The 19,789-nt window shown below is 59.1% G+C and carries 21 protein-coding genes and 1 pseudogene; 20 read left to right on the top strand and 2 right to left on the bottom strand.

Features of this window, described 5'->3' with window-relative positions; genetic code table 11:
- Nucleotides 1-284: 284 nt before the first annotated feature.
- Nucleotides 285-620 carry a hypothetical protein gene (locus tag ACYG9Y_RS02525; RefSeq protein WP_023737726.1) on the top strand — a complete coding sequence of 112 codons (336 nt, stop codon included), beginning with the start codon at nucleotides 285-287 and terminating at the stop codon, nucleotides 618-620.
- 142 nt (nucleotides 621-762) lie between these two features.
- Nucleotides 763-1,215, top strand: coding sequence for a hypothetical protein (locus tag ACYG9Y_RS02530; RefSeq protein WP_023737727.1), 453 nt, complete (start codon nucleotides 763-765; stop codon nucleotides 1,213-1,215).
- Nucleotides 1,216-1,441: 226 nt separating this feature from the next.
- Here the strand turns inward: ACYG9Y_RS02530 and ACYG9Y_RS02535 are convergent, their stop codons facing one another.
- Nucleotides 1,442-1,918, bottom strand: coding sequence for an Lrp/AsnC family transcriptional regulator (locus ACYG9Y_RS02535; RefSeq protein WP_023715356.1), 477 nt, complete (start codon nucleotides 1,916-1,918; stop codon nucleotides 1,442-1,444).
- A gap of 133 nt (nucleotides 1,919-2,051) precedes the next feature.
- Here ACYG9Y_RS02535 and ACYG9Y_RS02540 point away from each other — a divergent pair, with 133 nt between their 5' ends.
- The 17 genes and pseudogenes from ACYG9Y_RS02540 to ACYG9Y_RS02620 all read left to right on the top strand — a co-directional run bounded on the left by ACYG9Y_RS02540 (nucleotide 2,052) and on the right by ACYG9Y_RS02620 (nucleotide 16,962).
- Nucleotides 2,052-3,539: an NAD-dependent succinate-semialdehyde dehydrogenase gene (locus ACYG9Y_RS02540; RefSeq protein WP_023737728.1), complete on the top strand. Its 1,488-nt coding sequence runs from the start codon at nucleotides 2,052-2,054 to the stop codon at nucleotides 3,537-3,539.
- A gap of 12 nt (nucleotides 3,540-3,551) precedes the next feature.
- Nucleotides 3,552-4,952 (top strand): aspartate aminotransferase family protein, encoded by a 1,401-nt coding sequence (locus ACYG9Y_RS02545; RefSeq protein WP_023737729.1) that lies wholly within the window; start codon nucleotides 3,552-3,554, stop codon nucleotides 4,950-4,952.
- 1 nt (nucleotide 4,953) lies between these two features.
- Entirely contained in the window at nucleotides 4,954-5,754 is an 801-nt protein-coding gene (locus ACYG9Y_RS02550; protein WP_031253221.1) for an amino acid ABC transporter ATP-binding protein, read from the top strand.
- Nucleotides 5,755-5,797: 43 nt separating this feature from the next.
- Nucleotides 5,798-6,616: a transporter substrate-binding domain-containing protein gene (locus ACYG9Y_RS02555; protein ID WP_023737731.1), complete on the top strand. Its 819-nt coding sequence runs from the start codon at nucleotides 5,798-5,800 to the stop codon at nucleotides 6,614-6,616.
- 80 nt (nucleotides 6,617-6,696) lie between these two features.
- A complete protein-coding gene (locus ACYG9Y_RS02560) occupies nucleotides 6,697-7,386 on the top strand; it encodes an ABC transporter permease subunit (RefSeq protein ID WP_031253223.1) in 690 nt (229 codons plus the stop codon).
- 1 nt (nucleotide 7,387) lies between these two features.
- Nucleotides 7,388-8,068, top strand: a complete 681-nt coding sequence (locus tag ACYG9Y_RS02565) for an ABC transporter permease (RefSeq protein ID WP_023737733.1) — start codon at nucleotides 7,388-7,390, stop codon at nucleotides 8,066-8,068.
- A gap of 23 nt (nucleotides 8,069-8,091) precedes the next feature.
- On the top strand, nucleotides 8,092-8,445 hold the full coding sequence (locus ACYG9Y_RS02570; protein WP_023737734.1) for a cupin domain-containing protein: 354 nt from the start codon (nucleotides 8,092-8,094) through the stop codon (nucleotides 8,443-8,445).
- Between the two features lie 43 nt (nucleotides 8,446-8,488).
- On the top strand, nucleotides 8,489-9,808 hold the full coding sequence (locus tag ACYG9Y_RS02575; RefSeq protein ID WP_023737735.1) for an NAD(P)/FAD-dependent oxidoreductase: 1,320 nt from the start codon (nucleotides 8,489-8,491) through the stop codon (nucleotides 9,806-9,808).
- 6 nt (nucleotides 9,809-9,814) lie between these two features.
- On the top strand, nucleotides 9,815-10,765 hold the full coding sequence (locus tag ACYG9Y_RS02580) for a 2-hydroxyacid dehydrogenase (protein WP_023737736.1): 951 nt from the start codon (nucleotides 9,815-9,817) through the stop codon (nucleotides 10,763-10,765).
- A 16-nt stretch (nucleotides 10,766-10,781) separates the two neighbouring features.
- Nucleotides 10,782-12,254 carry an NAD-dependent succinate-semialdehyde dehydrogenase gene (locus ACYG9Y_RS02585; protein WP_023737737.1) on the top strand — a complete coding sequence of 491 codons (1,473 nt, stop codon included), beginning with the start codon at nucleotides 10,782-10,784 and terminating at the stop codon, nucleotides 12,252-12,254.
- 145 nt (nucleotides 12,255-12,399) lie between these two features.
- Complete coding sequence (eutB, locus tag ACYG9Y_RS02590; RefSeq protein WP_031253225.1) at nucleotides 12,400-13,374, top strand: hydroxyectoine utilization dehydratase EutB; 975 nt, start codon at nucleotides 12,400-12,402, stop codon at nucleotides 13,372-13,374.
- Nucleotides 13,371-14,372: an ectoine utilization protein EutC gene (eutC, locus tag ACYG9Y_RS02595; protein ID WP_031253226.1), complete on the top strand. Its 1,002-nt coding sequence runs from the start codon at nucleotides 13,371-13,373 to the stop codon at nucleotides 14,370-14,372. The genes eutB and eutC overlap by 4 nt, the downstream gene beginning before the upstream one ends.
- A gap of 455 nt (nucleotides 14,373-14,827) precedes the next feature.
- Nucleotides 14,828-15,196, top strand: a complete 369-nt coding sequence (locus tag ACYG9Y_RS02600) for a hypothetical protein (RefSeq protein WP_156929736.1) — start codon at nucleotides 14,828-14,830, stop codon at nucleotides 15,194-15,196.
- A gap of 195 nt (nucleotides 15,197-15,391) precedes the next feature.
- Nucleotides 15,392-16,267, top strand: a pseudogene (locus ACYG9Y_RS02605) (ATP-dependent DNA ligase).
- A complete protein-coding gene (locus ACYG9Y_RS02610; protein ID WP_023737743.1) occupies nucleotides 16,254-16,490 on the top strand; it encodes a hypothetical protein in 237 nt (78 codons plus the stop codon). The pseudogene ACYG9Y_RS02605 and the gene ACYG9Y_RS02610 overlap by 14 nt, the downstream one beginning before the upstream one ends.
- A gap of 23 nt (nucleotides 16,491-16,513) precedes the next feature.
- A complete protein-coding gene (locus ACYG9Y_RS02615) occupies nucleotides 16,514-16,735 on the top strand; it encodes a DUF768 domain-containing protein (protein WP_023737744.1) in 222 nt (73 codons plus the stop codon).
- Nucleotides 16,732-16,962, top strand: coding sequence for a DUF768 domain-containing protein (locus tag ACYG9Y_RS02620; RefSeq protein ID WP_023737745.1), 231 nt, complete (start codon nucleotides 16,732-16,734; stop codon nucleotides 16,960-16,962). Before ACYG9Y_RS02615 ends, ACYG9Y_RS02620 begins: the two co-directional genes overlap by 4 nt.
- 2,271 nt (nucleotides 16,963-19,233) lie before the next feature.
- Here ACYG9Y_RS02620 and ACYG9Y_RS02625 read toward each other — a convergent pair.
- A complete protein-coding gene (locus tag ACYG9Y_RS02625; RefSeq protein ID WP_023737748.1) occupies nucleotides 19,234-19,458 on the bottom strand; it encodes a hypothetical protein in 225 nt (74 codons plus the stop codon).
- Nucleotides 19,459-19,543: 85 nt separating this feature from the next.
- On the opposite strand from ACYG9Y_RS02625, the gene ACYG9Y_RS02630 reads away from it, so the two are divergent.
- Nucleotides 19,544-19,756, top strand: a complete 213-nt coding sequence (locus ACYG9Y_RS02630; RefSeq protein WP_023737749.1) for a hypothetical protein — start codon at nucleotides 19,544-19,546, stop codon at nucleotides 19,754-19,756.
- The last annotated feature ends 33 nt before the right edge of the window (nucleotides 19,757-19,789 follow it).

A 19,789-nucleotide genomic window follows, 5' to 3' on the forward strand; every position in this document is an offset into this window, starting at 1 on the left:
GCTCGTCGAGCAAGTTTCGCTTCGACCTTGCGGTAATCCGATTTTCGTATTATCCAAAAAGTGGATTTTCTTCTTTTTCTTTGAATTGGATCGGGGACGGTATATCCGGCCAGAGGCAAAGCTAACTGCACTTAACCAACCCGCCTCGGCATAGGGCTGACTTGTTCGGCTTTTGAGTTGATACGCGGCTTGGGGCCCTGCCGAAATCCGTTTGGCGCAGCTGGGTAGGCGATGATCGACTGACGGCTGATTTCTTCCAAGAATGATCACGAAATGGGATCGTTATGAAAGCTCTGATCATTGCTCCCGCCACCGCAATTCTCGCCGCAATCATCCCCGGGCCAGCATTGGCGGGGTGCGCCAATTACACGGACGGCTCGCTCGATGTATTAGCGCCCGAGGCAACGATCTGCTTCCGGCGAGTATGTGAAAAAACCACCGTCGAGTTTGATTGCGCCAACATTCACGGGTCTCAGAAGGGTTACGCTAACGGGTGGCGGGTGTACGTTGACGCCGATCATAAGCCCGCCGTCGTTCATGTCTTCCGGCCCGTGCTCATCCCAAAACCCGACCTGGGCAAAATTACCTGTGAGGGAGACTGCTTCACACTTCCGCAATGATCCGTGCTCGTCGTGATTGTATTTCTGGACCAGTGTCCCTGAGTTGCGGCTTCGCTCGCGCAAGTGTTCAATCGAACAATAGCGGCGATCCTAGATTTAAAGATGAGGGGCTCGGGCCTCGAACCGCGCGAAAGGTGTATGGATGCCCCGCCTGACTCCGCAGCAAAGGATTGCACTGGCTCGGACGCTTGAGGCTCGCGCTGCGACCGGGGAAGGACTGACCCCAGAGAAAAGAATAGAGCTTAGCCGCGCGGCGAAGAACCTGCTCGCGTTGAACGCTATGGAAGAGCGAAGGAACCAGTCGAAGTCCTCGGCCGATGGTCTCGCACGCATATTCGATCAAGCTGCAGAGCTACGCTGGTCGGAGGACCTGCGCGAGGAGCTCGGCTATCGTCATATGATTCACTTGGCTGACGTGTTCGAGGGTTGGTCTTTCGACAGCCGCATGACGCCTGAATGGACAGCAAAGCTTTCGGGATGGGCAGGGTCAATGCGCACCTTGGCGGAGGAAGTCGGGGCGACATGGGATCCGCCAAGGCCAGCGGGTAAAATCTCCCTTGTCGGATTTATTGGTCGTAGCCTGATGGACGAGTAGAGTAACCGGTTCAAACGTATGCCTTCGGCCTGCCTGGTAGCGGCAGAGGTTCCGTGGCTGCTTTGCGCCTCATGGCAGTCATTCCTGCGCTCAATCCACTAACCAAAAGCCGACATAGAATGCCCAACGCACATACAGCTTCGCGCTCAAAGTTGCCATTGCTGCCAGCTGCCGCTCCCTACGTTTCGACTCGCTAATTTCGAGGCAGAAGGCCTTTGATTTGACATCATGAGAAATCAGCAGCGTCGATCGGCACTGAGAAGCCGACCTTGACGCGGTCCATGATCACCATTGTCTTGAAACCTTTAATGTCAGGGTTCTCGTAGAAGAATTTTCGCGTAAAAACTTCGTAGTCCTCCATGCTCCGGGCTGTCACGATCAGCACGAAGTCCGCATCCCCTGTCACATAGTATCCGTTCATAACCTCCGCCGTCTGGCGGATGGACTGCTTGAAGCGGTCTACGATATCCACCCGCTCGCGTTCCAGGGACACCGAAACCAGCATGGCGATTGGCCGGCCGATGGCCTTCGGCTTCACGACGGAGATGTCGGCCTCGATCACCCCCTCGTCTCGCAAGCGCTTGACGCGCCTCTGTACCGCGGTGGCGGAAAGGCCGACCATCTCACCGAGTTCTTCGCTCGTGTGGCGGTTGTGCGCCTGCACGATGCTCAGCAGACGCGCGTCTAATCGATCAAGCCGCATAAGGCTTCCCGCATAATTTCTTTGATCTGGTCAAAATAAGACAGGAATCCTGCGTCTATGCAATCGTTTCATCACAAAATCTGCTGACTTGCTCCATTAGGCTTCGTTGAAATAACAACGGCAAGGGGCCGATATGTTGAACACGATCATGACGGCACGGCAGGCCCTCGCTGGTCTCAGCGATACGGAGTTGCTGCGTGCAGGGTCCTATGTCGACGGCGAATGGCAAGCGCATAGCAGTGTTAGCGCGGTCACCGATCCGGCGACTGGCGATGTCATAGCCCATGTAGGAGACTGTGACGCGGCGCTCGTCAATCGGGCGATCGATGCCGCCGATACCGCCTTTGGCGGTTGGCGCGACAGGCTCGCACGCGATCGCGGAAAAATACTCTTGTCGTGGGCGGAGCTGATCAGACGCCATAGCCATGACCTTTCCATCATCCTGACGGCCGAGCAGGGCAAGCCTTTGGCCGAAGCCGAGGCCGAGATTCTTTATGGCGTCGGCTTTATCGAATGGTTTGCCGCCGAAGGCGAGCGTGCCTACGGCGAGACGATACCCGGGCACAAGCCGGGGAGCCGCCTGTTCGTTTCCATGCAGCCGATCGGCGTCAGCGCCGCGGTCACCCCGTGGAATTTTCCGAGCGCCATGATCGCCCGGAAGGCAGCCGCCGCCCTTGCAGCTGGCTGCCCGGTCATCGTCAAGCCGGCCGTTGAAACGCCGCTCTCAGCCCTCGCCTTGGCGGAACTGGCGCATCGCGCAGGCCTGCCACGGGGCGTCTTCCAGGTCCTAACCGGCGACCCGACACGTCTGACGGACAGCCTGCTCGCCGATGAACGGGTGCGTGCGTTCTCCTTCACGGGTTCCACCGAGGTCGGCAGGCTTCTGCTCGCCAAGGCCGCGGTAGCGATCAAGAAGGTTTCTATGGAGCTCGGCGGGCACGCACCCTTCATCGTGTTCGACGATGCCGACCTGGACGAGGCGTTGGAAGGCTGCGTCGCCGCCAAATTCACCACCTCGGGCCAGGACTGCCTTGCTGCCAACCGGATCTATGTCCAGGAAGGCATCCACGATGTCTTCGTGGCAAGACTGAAGACTCGGATCGAAGCGCTGCGCGTGGGCTCCGGCTTCCAGCATGGGGTTGACATCGGGCCGATGACGAAGACGACCGTCGTCGAGAAGTGCCGCGCCCACATGGCAGACGCAGTCAGCAAAGGTGCCCGATTGCTGATGGGTTCGATACCAGGCCCGGAGGCCGGAAACTTCGTCGCGCCCGCTCTTCTGGTCGATGTCCGCCACGACATGCTTATTACCTCGGAAGAGACTTTCGGTCCGGTCGCGCCCGTCCTGCGCTTCGTCGATGAGGACGACGTGCGCACCGCGGCCAACGCCAGCGAGATGGGCCTGGCCGCCTATGTCTATACCCGGGACCTGAAGCGCGCGATGCGCCTTTCGGATGCGCTCGAATACGGCATGGTCGGGATCAACACGGCGTCGTTTACGGGTGCGCCTATCCCCTTCGGCGGGTGGAAGCAGTCGGGGCTCGGGCGGGAAGGATCGCGCCACGGGCTGCAGGAATTTATGGAACTTAAGTATGTCTGCTTCGGCGGCTTGGCCGCGTAAGGGCGAACGAAGATGGTAAATATTGCTGAAATCGCGGAGATGGACCGCAGGACGGTCCTTCATCCCTTCACCTATTTGAAGGATTATGCATCCGGCAACGTTGATCCGACGATCGTCGAGACGGGAAAGGGCGTCAGGATTCAAGACGCTACCGGCCGGGAATATATCGATGGCTTTGCCGGCCTTTACTGCGTCAACATAGGTTATGGCCGTACCGAGGTTGCAGAGGCTATCGCGCGACAGGCCTACAAACTCGCCTATTATCATTCCTATGCTGCACACACGACGGAAGAACTCGCGCGTCTTTCGGACCGGCTCGTCCGAATGGCACCGGGCAAGATGTCAAAAGTCTTCTATGGCCTGTCAGGGTCGGACGCCAACGAGACCCAAGCGAAGATCGTCTGGTACTACAACAACCTGAGGGGCAAGACGCGTAAGAAGAAGATAATCGCGCGCGAGCGCGGATATCATGGATGTTCCGTGGTTTCCGGCTCAATGACAGGCATGAGTTTCTATCACGACCACATGGATCTGCCGGTCTCTGGCATTCTCCGTACCGGCGTCCCGCATTTCTATCGCGGTGCGCATCCGGGAGAAACCGAGCAGGACTTTTCGGTGCGGCGCGCCGATGAACTGGAGGCGCTCATCCTGAGTGAAGGCCCCGATACCGTGGGCGCGTTCATCGCCGAACCCGTGCTGGGCACCGGCGGCATAACGCCACCGCCGATCGGATACTGGCCGAAGATCCAGGCTGTGCTTCGCAAATACGATGTCTTGTTGATCGCCGACGAGGTAATCTGCGGCTTCGGGCGCACCGGCGCCATGTTCGGATCGGACCTCTACGGCATCGAGCCCGACCTGGTAACCGTCGCCAAGGGCCTGACATCGGGTTATGCGCCTCTTTCGGCGGCTATTGTGTCACAGAAAGTCTACGAGGTAATGGAGGAAGCGACGCCACGCGTCGGCTCCTTCTCACATGGCTATACCTATTCTGGACATCCTATCAGCGCGGCAGCGGCGAACGCCGTCCTCGACATCGTCGAACGCGAGGATCTTGCCGGTCAGTCCGCCAGGAAAGGTGCTTACCTTCTTGCCCGGTTGAAGGCGGAATTCGCACAGAATCCTATCGTTGGCGAGGTTCGCGGCATAGGTATGCTGGCAGCCTTGGAGTTCGTCGCCGACCGCGGAACAAAGGCCAGTTTCGATCCAGACCTAAAGGTTGGCGCACGCATCTCGCAGGCAGCCCGCGACCGAGGACTCATTGCCCGCGCCATGCCGCATGGAGACATTCTGGGGTTCGCGCCGCCGCTGGTGATGACCGAGGCGGAGATCGATGAGATGGTCGGTATTGCCAAGGCGGCTGTAGATAGCGTGCTCGCAGACATGGATGCGCAAGGCGCGGTGGCCGGTTAGCATGCAGCATAGCAAGATCTCACGCCCGGCCGAAGTCCTGAAGGTCAAAGATCTCGCAAAGGTGTTCGGCTCCACCAAGGTGCTGGACGGAGTTAGCTTCAGCGTTAGGCAGGGCGAGGTCGTCTCGCTGATCGGATCGTCGGGGTGCGGGAAAAGCACCGCGCTTCGCTGCACTAACTTTTTGGAGACGCCGACTTCCGGGCAGATTGAATTCATGGGAGAGGCCATCTCGGTAACCACCGACGCGCGCGGAGAGCCGAAGATTGTCAACGCAGCTGCGGTCAGAGAGCTTCGACGCCACGTCGGAATGGTATTCCAGAACTTCAATCTCTGGCCGCATCGCACCGTTCTCGGCAACGTGACCGAGGCGCTCGTTTACGTGCTCAAGCAGTCTCGGAAAGAGGCAGAAGAGATTGCGGTGTGGGCGTTGTCGAAGGTCGGCATGGAAACCTTCCGCGACCGCTACCCGCAGCAGCTTTCGGGCGGTCAGCAGCAACGTGTCGCCTTCGCGCGTGTCCTGGCAATGCGCCCGAAATTGATGCTGTGCGATGAACCGACCTCCGCACTCGATCCGGAACTGGTCGGAGAGGTCTTGAAGATCATACGCAAACTCGCAGAGGAAGGTGCGACAATCCTCCTCGTGACGCACGAAATGCGGTTCGCAAGGGAGCTGTCGAACCGAATGTTATTCCTGCAAAGGGGCCGCCTCGAGCAGGATGATACGCCGGAAGAACTGTTTCGAAACCCCGCGAGCGAAGCGGTAAAGCGGTTTCTTTCGAGCGTGATGCCGGCCAATGCCTGAAGGCAGGCACTGGACAATCAAGAACCAAACAAGGGGAACTGAGATGAAAATCAGCAAGCTAATCAAGTCCGCATTCGCATCCGGCCTGCTCGTTGCCGGGGCGGCGAACATGGCCTCGGCCGAGGAAGGTGTTTTGCGAATCGGCACCGAAGGCGACGCGCCAAAATTCAGCATGGCCGACCCAAGCGGCAACGTCACCGGCTTCGACGCTGACATCGCCAATGGGATCTGCGCCGAAATGAAGGTCCAGTGTAAGTTCGTCGTCCAGACGTTCAGTTCGCTTGTGCCCTCAATGGACAGCAACCGATTTGACGTCATCATCTCAGGTCTTGGCATTACGGCCGAGCGAGAAAAAAAGATCGACTATTCGATCCCTTACGCAACTACACCTCTTTACTTCGTCGTTGCAAAGGATTCGCCGCTGGCCGGCCTGAAAAGCCTTGACGAAATCAAGAAGGCGATCGTGGGCAAGAGTGTCGGTGTCCCCACAGGCACTACTTATGCCAGGTTCATAGAGAAGCGGATGACGGGCGTCGATCTGAAAACGTACGACGCCGTCACCCAGTTGACGGCCGATCTCGCTAGCGGTCGCATCGACGTAGCTTTCGGAGATTCACCGACGTGGGTCGATTTCCTGGCAACGCCGGACGGCGCGAACTTCGCGAAAGTCGACGTCAAGATAATTTCCACGGATGACCCGGAAGTCCTCGGCCGAGGCATGGGCGTCGGGATGCGCAAAGGCAACACCGATCTCAAGGCGAAGATCGACGCGGCCCTGTGCAAGATGATCAACGACGGCACGGTCAAAAAAGCTTCCATGCAGTGGTTCCAGGACGACTACACCATTCCCTGCAAGCAGTGATCCTTCGATAGTAGCGGCCTGCCTTGGCGTTGCCCAAGGCAGGCGGATGGGAGGCGTCTATGCAGGATTTCTGGGTTCTGATGGTGGAGCATGGCTGGGCGCTGGCTCTCCTGCGCGGCAGCGCAGTGACAATTGTGATCGGGTTGCTCGGCATGCTGCTCGGTTTCGTGGTGGCGACGCCACTGGCCATCCTGCGCTGGCAGAAGGTGGTGGTCGTCTCACAGATGGTGGATGCTTACAGCATCCTGATCCGCGGAATTCCGGGACTGCTGGTGATTTACCTGCTGTTCTACGGCTCCTTGGACTGGGTAAGAACCGTTGCTGGCACGTTCGGCTACGAGCAGGCTGCCGAGAATGCCTATCCGATGATCGTCGGCGTCATAGCGATTGCCGCGATATCCTGCGCCTACTCGATCGAGGTGATCCGCGGCGCTCTCCAAGCCGTGCCCCTCGGCATGCTCGAAGCCGCCCGCTCCTTGGCACTCCCGAGAATGGTGACATTCTTTCGCATTACCTTTCCGCTCGCCTTGCGGCTCGCACTCGGCGGCATCAACAATGTGTGGCAGATGACGATCAAGGATACGTCGCTGATCTCCGTCGTTGGCCTGCAGGAACTGATGCGGACCGCGGCGATCGCCGCCGGCATTACGAGGTCGCCGCTGTTTTTCTACTGCATTGCCGCATCCTTGTTCTTCGCCATGACGCTCGCCAGCCAAACCGCATTCTCGAGGATCGAACGGGTCCTCAATCGCGGCTTCGGAGGGATGTGACATGGATTTGGGCATCGTGGCGTATGCGTTCCCGTTTCTGCTTGAGGGCGTCAAGATCACGCTTCTCATCGCAGTCTTCGGCATTGTTCTGGGTCTGCCGCTGGGAGTCCTGGTCGGCCTTGCGCGCGGATCGAAGAACCCGGTGCTTCGCGGTTTTTGCGACGCCTATTGCGCGATATTTCGTGGCACGCCAATGCTGGTGCAGATCTTCGTGATCTACTACGGCTTGGCCCAGGTGAGTTTCATACGCCACAACCCGGTTCTGTGGTGGATGATCGGCGATGGGCTTCATGCAGCCATCCTCGCCGTCGTACTGAACTCCGGCGCTTACACCGCAGAGACATTCCGATCGGCTTTCAAGTCGCTGCCCAAGGGCTTGATCGAAGCCGCCGAAGCTTGCGGCATGAAGCCATGGCACATCTTCCTTCGTATCAAGTTCCCGCTCGCGCTGCGACAGGCACTTCCCGCCTACAGCAGCGAGGTGGCCATCATTGTCAAGGAATCGAGCTTGGCTTCCGCGATCACGGTCCTAGAGATCACCGGCTACGCCAAGCGCCTGATGAGCGAAACCTTCGCGGTGATGGATATCTTCCTCATAACCGCCGCCTTTTACCTCGTGATCAGCGTCATTGCGCTGATGGCGATGAAACTTCTTGAACGCCGTTTAGCCATCCCGGCTTGAAACCAGTCCTGAAAGGAAAGACCATGTCCAACCTCACTTTCATCGACCAGAATAACCTGCCCAAACCCCGCGAAGGCAAGCCTGCTCCAGACAGGCTGATCGAAGGCGATCCGCGCTTTCTTAGTTGGGACATCGCACAGACGGCCGACGGAATAGTTCAGTCCGGCGTGTGGGAGGCGACGCCTGGAGCCTATCGCTCGATAAGGGGCAAGACTTTCGAGGTCTGCGTTATCCTGTCAGGAGTATCCGAACTGATAGAGGACGGGAAGGAGCCGCGTCGCATCACGGCCGGCGACGCCTTTGTCATGCATCCGGGTTTCACCGGCGTCTGGAAGGTCATCGAAACCACACGCAAGCTCTGGGTTAGTCGCGACTAGTGGCGTCCCAGCTTTCCTTGCAACCCAGCAGCAGTATCGCCCCATGACACAGACGCTTTCCATATCGATCAAATCGACACCATACTGGTGGGAGGACTGCGCCTTTCCGCCTTTGCCCGTCAGCAAGCTCGATGGGAGCTGCGACGTGGTGATCGTTGGCGGCGGCTATACGGGCCTTTCCGCCGCGATTGAGCTGGCGCGGGCCGGCAAGCACGTCCAGCTGTTCGACCGCCAGTCGCTCGGCCAGGCTGCTTCCAGCCGTAACGGTGGTATGGCGAGCGGCAGCATCAGGCCTAGCCGCAAGGAACTGATCCGCCGCTTCGGTCTGGACAGGGCGAACGGCATCCTCCTGGAAGGCCAGGCCGCGCGGCAGGACCTTTGGCGGTTCCTCGAGGCGGAGAATGTTGACGCCAACTTCTTGCTGTCCGGCTTGTTCGAGGGAGCGATGACAGTCGAGGAGACGGAAGAGCTTCGGCGTCATGCCGGATTTCTGGGTGACAGCCTTGGCATCGAGACCTTCGCCGTCAAGGGATCGGACGTCCGAAAATATATCGGAACCGACCTCTATGTTGGTGGCATGGTCCGTATGGATATTGGCGGTCTACAGCCCGCGAAGCTGCTGGCCGGCATGATCCGCGTCGCGCGCGCGACCAACGCCGTTCTTCACGAGAACACCGCGGTCCTGCGATCGGCCAGCGATAAGGCAGGCGTGCGGGTCACCACCGAGCGCGGCGACGTTACGGCGAAGAAACTCCTTGTATGCACCGACGGATACACCGACGGGTTTGATCCATGGCTACGCCGCCGCCTGGTGCCGGTTCGCAGCCGGATCATAGCCACCGAACCGCTGGAAAAGCAGGTCATGGACCGGCTGATGCCCGCGCGCATGATGTATGGCGACATGCGTAGACTGAGCTACTACTACCGCCCGACGCCCGACGGGTCGCGTATCCTGTTCGGCGGGCGCGACGGTACGACCGCCGGCGATCCGCTCACGCCGACCGTCCATTTGCGAACGGAACTCGCCAGACTTTTCCCGGAACTGAACAATATCGGCATCACGCATAGCTGGTTCGGGAATGTCGCCATGCACCGGGATATGATCCCGCGCATCTTTTCGCGGGGCAACACCACTTACGCGACCGGCTATTGCGGTTCCGGCATCGTGTGGGCGCGGTGGCTCGGCAAGAAGGCGGCGCTCAAGATCCTCGAAGACACGGAGCAGCCACGCTCGGCTTTCGATTTCGATCAGGCTCCCAAGGCCGTACCGTTTTTCCGCGGTCGTCCATGGTTCATTCCGCTCGTGTACTGGATGTATGAGCACCATGATCGGAAGACGCTGCGCCGTCGCAAGGATGCATGAGGCGGCATGACGTTCCTGTTCCTCTGTGACGCGACGCGAGGGACCGTGTTCGCCGAGGTGTTCTCAAGGCACCTGCCGGACGTTCGGTTCTGCATGGAACCGGAGGCCGTCGACGACGACGACATCCGCTTCATCATGACCTGGAACGTGCCGGAAAACCTTCGGCGATATCCCAACCTTGAGGCTGTGTTCTGCATCGGCGCGGGAGTCGATCAGTTTGCCGGGGCCACGATTCCTCCAGGTGTGAAGCTCATTCGCATGGTGGATCAGGGCATTACCGGGATGGTCGTCGAATATGTCGCTATGGCTGTCCTTTCGCTTCATCGAAACCTGCATCTCTACATCGATCAGCAGCGGCGTAGAGTCTGGGAGGAGTTGGAGCAACATCCGCAGGCCGTCGACCGCAGGGTGTCCGTTCTGGGTATGGGCGTGCTGGGTGAAGCCGCCCTTCGCGGGCTGCAGCCCTTCGGTTTCCAACTCTCGGGATGGAGCCGGTCGCTGCGATTCATAGGCGGCGTGACTTGCCATAGGGGCGAAGCCGGGTTGCGGGAGATGCTTGCAAGGACGGACATACTTGTCTGCTTGTTGCCGCTAACTCGGAATACGATCGGAATTCTGAACGATGACCTGTTCAGCGCCCTTCCGCACGGGGCCTGCCTCGTTCACGCCGGCAGGGGACGTCAGCTCGATGCCGACGCGCTGGTGTCGTCGTTGGATAGCGGCAGGCTGTCGGGCGCGTTCCTCGACGTGACCGATCCCGAGCCGCTGCCACCAGAGCATCCTCTGTGGGCGCATCCGCGGTTGGTCATCACACCGCATATCGCGGCAAGCACGCAGGCGGAAAGCGCGGCGTTAACGACCGTGCAGAACGTCAAGCGTCTTCTCGTCGGCGCTGATCCAACGGGACTGGTGGATCTCGCGGAACTCTCCGAATCCAATTTCTCCGATCAAAGATAACGAAAGGCTGGCGGACATGAACGTTGCCGCAAAATTCTCTTCGCCCCTAGACGTCGCTTCTCTACCCACCGGCCTTTTCATTGACGGACAATGGAGACGCGGTACGGAGGGGAAGACCATAGACGTCATTGATCCATCCAACGGAAACGTCATCGTGTCCGTTGCGGATGCGAGTGTCGACGACGCGATGGAGGCGATTGCCAGCGCCGACAGAGCAGCGAAGAACTGGGCGGCCACCGCTCCGCGCAAGCGTTCAGAGATCCTGCGCCGCTGCTTCGAGCTGATGATCGAAAACAGGGATATGTTGGCCGAACTCATCAGCCTGGAAAACGGCAAGACCTTGAACGACGCGCAGGGAGAGGTGGCCTACGCGGCGGAGTTCTTTCGCTGGTTTGCGGAGGAGGCCGTTCGTCTCAATGGCGAGATATCGACAGCGCCGGGCGGTGCAAACAAGATCATCGTTCAACACCAGCCAATCGGGATCGCTGTTCTCGTCACCCCTTGGAATTTTCCGGCTGCCATGGCCACGCGCAAGATTGGACCGGCGCTGGCGGCGGGCTGCACATGCGTCTTGAAGCCTGCTACGGAGACGCCGCTGACCGCGCTCGTGCTGGCCAACCTTTACAAGCAAGCCGGAGTGCCTGACGGCGTGGTCAATGTCGTAACCACCTCGCAGTCCGGCCCAGTCGTCAGCGCCATGCTGAACGATCCCCGTGTGCGCAAGCTTTCATTCACGGGTTCGACCGAGGTCGGCCGGACACTGCTGTGTGCAGCAGCTGGAACCGTCGTGTCGTGCTCTATGGAACTTGGCGGAAATGCCCCCTTCATCATTTTCGACGATGCCGACCTGGATGCGGCCATCGAGGGCGCAATGGTGGCGAAAATGCGCAACGGCGGGGAGGCCTGTACGGCGGCGAACCGCTTCTACGTCCAGTCCGGGATCGCCGAAGCATTTTCCGCCGGGCTAGTCGAGCAGATGAAGTTGATGGAGGTCGGGGCCGGTTACGATCCCAAATCGCAATGCGGTCCGTTGATCAACTGGAAGGCCGTCGAGCGCCTCACTGAATTGGTAACCGACGCCACAGCGAGAGGCGCCAAGGTGCTTGTCGGCGGCGGACCGCTCGACGGTCAAGGATACTTCTTTGCTCCAACCGTGTTGTCCGGCGTCTTGCCGGACTCGAGGATTTCGGCTGAGGAGATTTTCGGCCCGGTTGCCGCACTCACAACTTTCGATACCGAAGACGAGGTTATCGAACTGGCCAATGCCACGGAATACGGTCTCATATCGTATGTCTACACCCGAGATTTGGCGCGCGGGATGCGCGTCTCGGAACAAATGGACTGTGGCATGGTCGGGCTGAATCGCGGTCTTGTATCTGACCCCGCAGCGCCATTCGGCGGAATGAAGCAGAGCGGGCTCGGCCGCGAGGGCGCCCACCTTGGGATTCTCGAGTTCTGCGAGACCAAATACATCGCGGTTAGCTGGTAGGGCGATCGATCTGCGTGGGGCTGGGGACTGCCAGGTGTCCACGTCGGACAGACCTCGGACCACAGTCATTGATGAGCTTGGGTTATGGATCTCTCAAATACCGCAGGCGAATCCGCTGCATCGATGTCGATCAAGGTACGGTTGAATGGTTGATTTAGAAGACATCGAAAGGGCCCGCGATCGGATCGGCGGCTGCATTTTTCCGACCCCGCTCATGCCGTCGCGTTCGCTATCGGAACTCTGTGGTGTGCCCGTCCACCACAAGTTCGAACATCATCAGGCTACGGGAAGCTTTAAGCTGCGAGGCGCCTTCAACGCGCTTCTTCAATTGACCGACGAGGAGCGCGCGCGAGGCGTCATCGCTGCTTCTACAGGCAATCATGGAAGAGCGTTGTCATTCGCAGCGCAAGCGTGTGGCGTGAAGGCGACGATATGTATGTCGAGCCTGGTGCCGGACAACAAGATTGTCGAGATTCGCCGCCTTGGCGCCGATGTCCACATTGTAGGACGGTCACAGGATGAGGCGCAGGAAGAGGCCGAGCGGCTCGTCTTGAGCGAGGGATTTAATCCGATTCCGCCCTTCGATCATCCAGCGGTCATTGCCGGCCAAGGGACGTTAGGTTTGGAAATCATCGATGCCCTGCCGGATGTCGCGACCGTACTCATTCAGCTCTCCGGTGGTGGCCTCGCCTCGGGTGTCGCACGCGCGATCAAATCCAAGCGGCCCGAAGCGCGCGTTATTGGGGTCACGATGGAGCGTGGCGCGGCGATGAAAGCCAGCCTGGATGCTGGTCACCCGATCCAAGTGGAAGAATTCGAGAGCCTCGCGGATTCCCTGGGTGGCGGCATTGGTCTTCGCAACAGGCTGACCTTTGCCATGTGCGGAGATCTCCTGGACGATGTCGTTGTCTTGAGCGAGGCCGAGATCGCCGTCGGTATCCGACACGCTTACCTGCAAGAGCACGAGATTGTCGAAGGCGCTGGTGCCGTTGGGATAGCAGCTTTATTGGCGAACAAGGTCAGCAGCCTGCGAGGTCCCACCGTGACGGTTCTGTCAGGCCGCAACATAGATATGCAACTGCATCGCCGTATCATAACAGACGAAGCGAGCCCCAAATGAATTTCGCAAAACCGAAGATCTTGACCGAGCCTCAACTGAGGGGCTTGGTGAAGTTAGATCTCGACATCGTCCGCTGCGTGGAGGAGGCATTTCGCACCTTGGCCGCGGGAAAGGTTGTCATGCCGCCCATCCTGCGGCTCGATATTCCCGAGCATCGCGGGGAAGTCGACGTCAAGACGGCGTATGTGCCAGGCCTGGACGGCTTCGCCATCAAGATCAGTCCGGGTTTCTTCGGCAATCCCGAGATCGGCTTGGCGAGCACAAATGGCTTGATGATATTGCTCTCTAGCACGACGGGTTTGGTGCAGGCGCTTCTGCTGGACAACGGTTATCTGACCGATCTGCGCACGGCCGCCGCCGGCGCGGTCGCCGCCAAGTACCTCGCCCGCAAAGACGCCTCGATTGCCGCCATCCTGGGCGCGGGACTGCAAGCCCGTCTTCAGTTGCAAGCACTCATGCTTGTCCGCCCGATCCGTTCGGCCCGAATATGGGCACGCGGGGGAGTCAAAGCCCACCTTGCCGCGCGAGAACTGTCCGACGAGTTGGAGATCGACGTTGTCGCTTGCCCGACCCAGGAGGAGGCTGTTGCAGGCGCGCATATCATTGTCACGACGACGCCGGCTGTGAGCCCGATCTTTTTATCGCGCTGGCTTGCACCCGGACAGCACATAACAGCAATGGGCTCAGATGCTGAACACAAGAATGAGATCGAGCCTCAGGTGATCGCCATTGCCGACATCTATGTGGCCGACAGCCTGGCACAAACGAGACGTCTCGGCGAACTGCATCACGCCATCAATGCGGGTGTCGTTGACGAGAACGCGCGCTTTGCCGAACTCGGACAGATCATTGCCGGTGAGATGGCGGGGCGCACCAGTGCCGACCAGATTACGATCGCGGATCTCACCGGAACAGGGATTCAAGACACCGCTATCGCTAACTTCGCATTCGCGCGGTCACGTCAACTGACAGAAGGAACGACCAACGAGCCCTGGTAGCCTTCGTTCGATCAACGTGTTCCTACTTGAGGAGACGCTAACCGACGGCCTGCTGTCCATTATCGGGAGCTAAGAACACCCCTCGGAAATTGGCAGAGCAGAATGAAGCCGAGTTCCGTTCTTAGTCTAAGTTGGCTGTTTGCCCGATGCTTCGGGTTCGAGACCGTCAAGGACTGGCGCAAAGTTTTCCAGGAGCACATCCGCTCACGCGGGTAGGACGTTGTCTGCAGCGCCCCACATGCTGAAATTCCCTGAACCACTCTGAATCTAGCTTGCTCCTAAACGGCAGCTTGCTGACAGAACTCTGCCTTAGCGGACAGTCCCCTCTCGGCCCCAAATCAGACGCTAGACCATTGAGGGCAGGGGGCAGTTCAGGGCGCAAATGAGAATAGAGGCTCCGACGAGTTATCGATTTGGTTGCACGCCACTCGCGCTTGGCAACCAGGGCGCAAACGGTGACCGGGCTTGAGTGGGCTGACGATTATAACCCTGAAGGCCCGGCAGCGGGCTTTTTTATCTCGATAAAGCGCACGGTATTGCTCGCTGACGTGCTTTTTCTGTCATTGATCATTCAGTTCGTTGAAATCGCATGCTTTGCAGCGGTACGCATGATTCGGCTCATCTTCGGGACGGAGAATCCTGACAGTGCCGCGTTCCACCCAACAGATTGGGCAAGTGAAATTGCCTCCATAGTGCGGCCGGTACATTTTCAGGCGCCCGTCCGCAAGATCTGCGGCCTTGAGTATTTCGGACATCTCAGCCAGGCTTTTGTAGGCTTCGGCGATTTGGTTTCGCAGGGTTTCCCGCTCGTGCACTTGTGCTAGCGCTTGTTCCTTCGCGCGAAGAGTGAGTTTCTTGGCAAACCGCTCCATCGGCTCGGCGCCGTGTCGCTTAACCGGGACGGGCGGGCCGGGGTCTGATAGCTTCGACATCGCTATCGAACAATTTCCAGTCGATTAAAATGTTCCGGAACTATTTTCAGCTCATGCTAATTGAATCGCCGGGTGGTGGGTCAGTGCATGCGTTTGAAGTTTGTCGAACCGTTGATGCCGACTCTCGTGGAGAAGCCTCCCGAGGGCGATGGCTGGTCGCACGAGGTGAAGTTCGACGGCTACCGCCCTCAGATGATAATCGACGAGGACGGTACGCGCATCTACACCCGCCGCGGGCTCGACTGGACAGCCAACTATCGCGACCTCGTCAAAGAGGCTGCCAAGCTCGGCGCCGAGAGTGCGATCATCGATGGCGAGATCATCGTGCTCAACGATGCCGGTCTGTCCGACTTCGGCGAACTGCGCTCGGCGATCACCCTGCCGGCAGCACGGCCTTTATTTCGTCGCCTTTGATTTGCTGCACCTCAACGGCCACGATTTGCGCGATATGGCGTTGGAAGAGCGTCGCGAGATCCTGGCCAGCATGATCGAGCCGGGTAGCCGTATGCAGTTCAGCGAGCCTCTGCCTGGGGAAGCGAAGGCCATCTTTCACCTCGTCGACAAGGCTGACCTCGAGGGCATCGTCTCGAAGCGCCGAGACAGCAAATATCGCAGCGGCCGATCGACGGCATGGCTGAAGATCAAGAGCTACATGGTGGACGAATTCGACCTGCTCGCGTCGAGCGAGAGCCGGGCAAGCCAGCCTTCGCCCTGATGGCCGATCGGGCCACCGGGCAATATGTGGGCTCGGCTTTCATCAACTCGCGCGGTGCGATCCGCGACCGATTATGGAAGCGGGTCCAGGAACACGGTGGGCCGGCACCCAAGGGCATGAAGCGGCCGGCGACACAATGGGTCAAGCCGGGACTGATCGGACGAGTGAAGCACTTGCGCGGCGAGGAAGATTTGCGGCACGCCTCTCTGCAAGATTTTCGAGAGGACGACACAGATGGCCGTGGCTAAGAAGGATCAGGAGCGTGCCACCTATGCGTGGATGTACGGTGCTCAAGCGCAGAAGGATGGCAAGGAGCGCGCGGTGCCGCCTTACTGGGAAGAGCATGCCGACGTGTGGCTGCAAGGCTTCGACGGTGTGCCCATGGCCGGCATGGGTAAGACTAGGGCTGTCAACGACGAGATGGAAGCCGAGGTCGACGAAGCCGCCGTCGAGCGCCCTGCTGGAACCTAAGCGCTAGATCGAGCTTAGGCTTCATGAGCACACGCGGCGTCAACTTTCTCGATCGCTGGATCGGCAACAATCTCCCCGAAACGGCTAAGACCGACGCCGTTTCGATAAGTGAGTACACACACAAATTGTATGCCGACGCTAAAGCCCTGAGGATCAAGCGCGAAGAGATCGACGAAGAAGTTGACAGCCTATATCGGACGCTGGTCGATGCCGTCGTGCACTTTGCCCCAGGTGTTCCCGAATGAGCAAGCCGGCCGTTCTCTTCTTGAACCAATGGATAAAAAAACACGATCTGTCCGACGCTGGTGCGCCGAAAGAGCGAGCGGAGATCGAGCAGCTCGCAAAACGCCTAGTCGCCGACGCGGAGGCAGAGGGGATCGCGGAAAGCGAGCTGACCGAGGCGTTCGATGACAAGGAGGTCGACAGCCTTTATCGTACGCTCCTCGATGCTAATTCTGGGCTACCGGAATGAGTGTTCGCGGCCTGAAGTTTCTGGACAGATGGGTGGCCGAGCAACTCCCCTTTGTGGCGCGGGGCGATCCCATCGCGGCCAATTGACGACAGCGGCCGAGAAGGCGGACATCCCTGCCGACGAAATCAACGGTAGGTCGAAAGCGTCTTCGAAGCCTAGAGGTGATGCGGCGGCGAGAGGTGCGCGAAGCTTCGCATTAGCCCGGAGGCTTCTCCGCGGCTGTGCCGATCCTGTCCCGTTCCATTAGATGAACTGCGCCTTCTGGCCGGTGATGGTCTCAATCGACTTCAACAGGGGTCCATGGACCTCACGCAGAGCTTGGTAGTGCTCGCTGTGGTACGCCAGGAGCAGCCCGAACGATGCTCTTGTGCAGCGCTCCGTTCTGATGGGATCGCCGCAACGAGGACTTTAATCCTACATGTCAAGCCGCGTGGCAAGCGCGTCGCTGGCCTTAACCCGAAGGAAGAGGTAGGCCACGGCGCCAAGCGCAGCCATCAGGAGCAAACACCTGCAAAGATTAGCAACGGCAGGCCCGGCGACCTCCTTTGGACACACACAACGGGGACGGAAAGGAGGGCGTCGAGCCTTACCGGCGTTGCTTTGTGAGGGAGACGACGCCGGATGCGGTGAGAATATGCGATCATGCTAATCTCCGCGAACCATGCGAATGAAGGAAAGCCGTGTGGCAGCCGCCATCAGCGATGTTGAAGCAAAGTCGGCGGTGCGCTAGCTCGTACCATGATGACGGGCTGACGGGCCTGCACGTGGTGGTGTCTACCGTGCTACCGCCTCGCTTTGCGCCAGCCGGCGGCCCATGCCTCCGCCTCGCTGCAGAACCAGCGCTCGCCGTACTACAACCGCCGCCGCTTGGCGTTCTTGCGCCAGCGGTCGGCCTGGTTAGCCCCTCCATGACGCTGGACTTTGCCCACGCCCTCTCTCCCCCGTGCAAAGAATGCGTCCATTCCACGCTTGAGTCCATACATCAGGAGCCGCTAAACTTCGGGTGTTGTTCACGATCCGGGCTAGGCCATGAAAATACTTCGACCGAGATCCAAGCCTAAGAAGGCTTACCCGAACAGCGATAGGTTCGGTGACGACGGGCGGCGAATTTACAGCGCATACGCGGGTGCGGACGGGAAGAAGCCTGCCAATCGGCGCAAACAGCACCGCCGCCTCATGCTCCTAGCCGGGGCATCAGTCGCTGCGGTTCTTAGCGCATTGTTTTACCTGATCGGGGCCGGCTAACCCGCGATTGCCATTCCAAAGCCAACACCCAGGCCTATAGCGAGGCCTAGGAACAGCTTCCCGGCAAGATCGAGGGCGAAGGCGCGGACAGGGCGCCACGCGTCCTGGCGGGGCTCTCTCAGGGCTTGGGAGAGATCGTCAAAGATCGTTTCCATCGGTCGAGTCTAGATCGAAGCGCCGAATCTGTGAATCCCCTGTTTGTTCCGCCAAAGTCTAACGATCAGGGAAGCGCAATGGAAAGCACGTGCAGTAACGGTTGATTCAACCATTGCTGGTAAATTGTGGAATGTGGGTGGCGGCTCCGACAGTTCGGGGTGGAACTCGATGCCAGAGCCGCCTGCGCAGCCAAGGTTGGGGTTTGACCGCGCCGTCCTATTCTGGGACAGCGCGGTCAACGATTCGTTAAAACGCGCCGGAACTAATTAAGCACGCGCTAATTGACTCGCGGTCTCGGGAGTCAGTGCATGCGTGAAGTTCATTCCTCCGATGATGAAGCCGATTTTGGCGGGACAAGCCTCCCGAGCGTCACGTACCGGCCGCCTTCTTCGTCTTCCCTCTTCCTAGAGATCGGCCATTCGTTGGGCGAGTGGGTTGTTCGCATCGTAGGCAGGAACGGTGAAACGTATTCCCGAGCATTCGAAAATGAGGCAGATGCCGTCGCTTTCGCTGGCGATCAGTCTTCTCGTCTAGGTTTGGAAGCTCCCCCGAAGCGAGCAACTTGCCGCCCTTCGCTGAACATCAAAAGCGCGAATCTGTGAATCCCCCTGGAACATCGTCGCCTCGAAACACTTCGGGCGGTCGCACTGTTCCCATATCAGTGTCTCCCAAAACTGCCTACTACCTCAACGGTTGGTGGGCTTTTTTGTGCATAAGCGGAACCTGAAATTTGGGGGCTTGTTGATAAAACGGCAGCGAGTGGGTGATCGCTGCTGGTCGAGGTCCCGCAAGACTCGGCCGGGCTCGCATCACCTGCCCGGTCGGTGCGAGCCCACCGTCGCGCCGAAGCGAACTTCCCTGTGTCGGTGTCTATTTGATACTTGGGGACGGTGGTTTCACCATCACGCGCAGTTGCATCTGGTCGATTGTTGCGACGATGGCAGCAACCAGCGCTTCCGCCTCATCCATGAGCCCCGGCCCATAGAGACCGTTCACAGCTTCCTCGCTGGGCAGCACGCCGGGCGGGCAGTGGTCCTCGATTGTGCGCCGGATGAGCGTCAACGCTGCCCGGCATTCAGCGGCTTCGATCTTCATAAAATTGAAACATTCACTTTAGCTAAAATGTTCCGGAACCGATTTCAGGTTGGCGGCTTGAGACTGTGAGGGAAGAACACTAGTCATGCCCATCAGACGAAAAGCCGTGGATGCCGGGATTTTTAAGCCTGCCGAATTGGCCTTGCTAGGGCGCGTTTTCGAGCAGCTTAAACTGGTCGACGACCAATCACCTGATGGGCAGAGCCGGTTGGCTTCTCGGATCATTGCCAACTACATGGCCGGGATAAAAGATGAGGCCGAACTTCTCTCGCTTTCGAAGCAGCCGTTAGGGCGGTAAGGTCGGGAAAGCTAGACCTTCACCAGCCGCACA

This window comes from Mesorhizobium sp. W050, assembly GCF_054719535.1.

Coding starts and splice junctions, on each gene's coding strand:
- ACYG9Y_RS02525 (WP_023737726.1), top strand. CDS start 285: ATGAAAGCTCTGATCATTGCTCCCGCCACCGCAATTCTCGCCGCAATC.
- ACYG9Y_RS02530 (WP_023737727.1), top strand. CDS start 763: ATGCCCCGCCTGACTCCGCAGCAAAGGATTGCACTGGCTCGGACGCTT.
- ACYG9Y_RS02535 (WP_023715356.1), bottom strand. CDS start 1,918: ATGCGGCTTGATCGATTAGACGCGCGTCTGCTGAGCATCGTGCAGGCG.
- ACYG9Y_RS02540 (WP_023737728.1), top strand. CDS start 2,052: ATGTTGAACACGATCATGACGGCACGGCAGGCCCTCGCTGGTCTCAGC.
- ACYG9Y_RS02545 (WP_023737729.1), top strand. CDS start 3,552: ATGGTAAATATTGCTGAAATCGCGGAGATGGACCGCAGGACGGTCCTT.
- ACYG9Y_RS02550 (WP_031253221.1), top strand. CDS start 4,954: ATGCAGCATAGCAAGATCTCACGCCCGGCCGAAGTCCTGAAGGTCAAA.
- ACYG9Y_RS02555 (WP_023737731.1), top strand. CDS start 5,798: ATGAAAATCAGCAAGCTAATCAAGTCCGCATTCGCATCCGGCCTGCTC.
- ACYG9Y_RS02560 (WP_031253223.1), top strand. CDS start 6,697: ATGGTGGAGCATGGCTGGGCGCTGGCTCTCCTGCGCGGCAGCGCAGTG.
- ACYG9Y_RS02565 (WP_023737733.1), top strand. CDS start 7,388: ATGGATTTGGGCATCGTGGCGTATGCGTTCCCGTTTCTGCTTGAGGGC.
- ACYG9Y_RS02570 (WP_023737734.1), top strand. CDS start 8,092: ATGTCCAACCTCACTTTCATCGACCAGAATAACCTGCCCAAACCCCGC.
- ACYG9Y_RS02575 (WP_023737735.1), top strand. CDS start 8,489: ATGACACAGACGCTTTCCATATCGATCAAATCGACACCATACTGGTGG.
- ACYG9Y_RS02580 (WP_023737736.1), top strand. CDS start 9,815: ATGACGTTCCTGTTCCTCTGTGACGCGACGCGAGGGACCGTGTTCGCC.
- ACYG9Y_RS02585 (WP_023737737.1), top strand. CDS start 10,782: ATGAACGTTGCCGCAAAATTCTCTTCGCCCCTAGACGTCGCTTCTCTA.
- eutB (WP_031253225.1), top strand. CDS start 12,400: ATGGTTGATTTAGAAGACATCGAAAGGGCCCGCGATCGGATCGGCGGC.
- eutC (WP_031253226.1), top strand. CDS start 13,371: ATGAATTTCGCAAAACCGAAGATCTTGACCGAGCCTCAACTGAGGGGC.
- ACYG9Y_RS02610 (WP_023737743.1), top strand. CDS start 16,254: ATGGCCGTGGCTAAGAAGGATCAGGAGCGTGCCACCTATGCGTGGATG.
- ACYG9Y_RS02615 (WP_023737744.1), top strand. CDS start 16,514: ATGAGCACACGCGGCGTCAACTTTCTCGATCGCTGGATCGGCAACAAT.
- ACYG9Y_RS02620 (WP_023737745.1), top strand. CDS start 16,732: ATGAGCAAGCCGGCCGTTCTCTTCTTGAACCAATGGATAAAAAAACAC.
- ACYG9Y_RS02625 (WP_023737748.1), bottom strand. CDS start 19,458: ATGAAGATCGAAGCCGCTGAATGCCGGGCAGCGTTGACGCTCATCCGG.
- ACYG9Y_RS02630 (WP_023737749.1), top strand. CDS start 19,544: ATGCCCATCAGACGAAAAGCCGTGGATGCCGGGATTTTTAAGCCTGCC.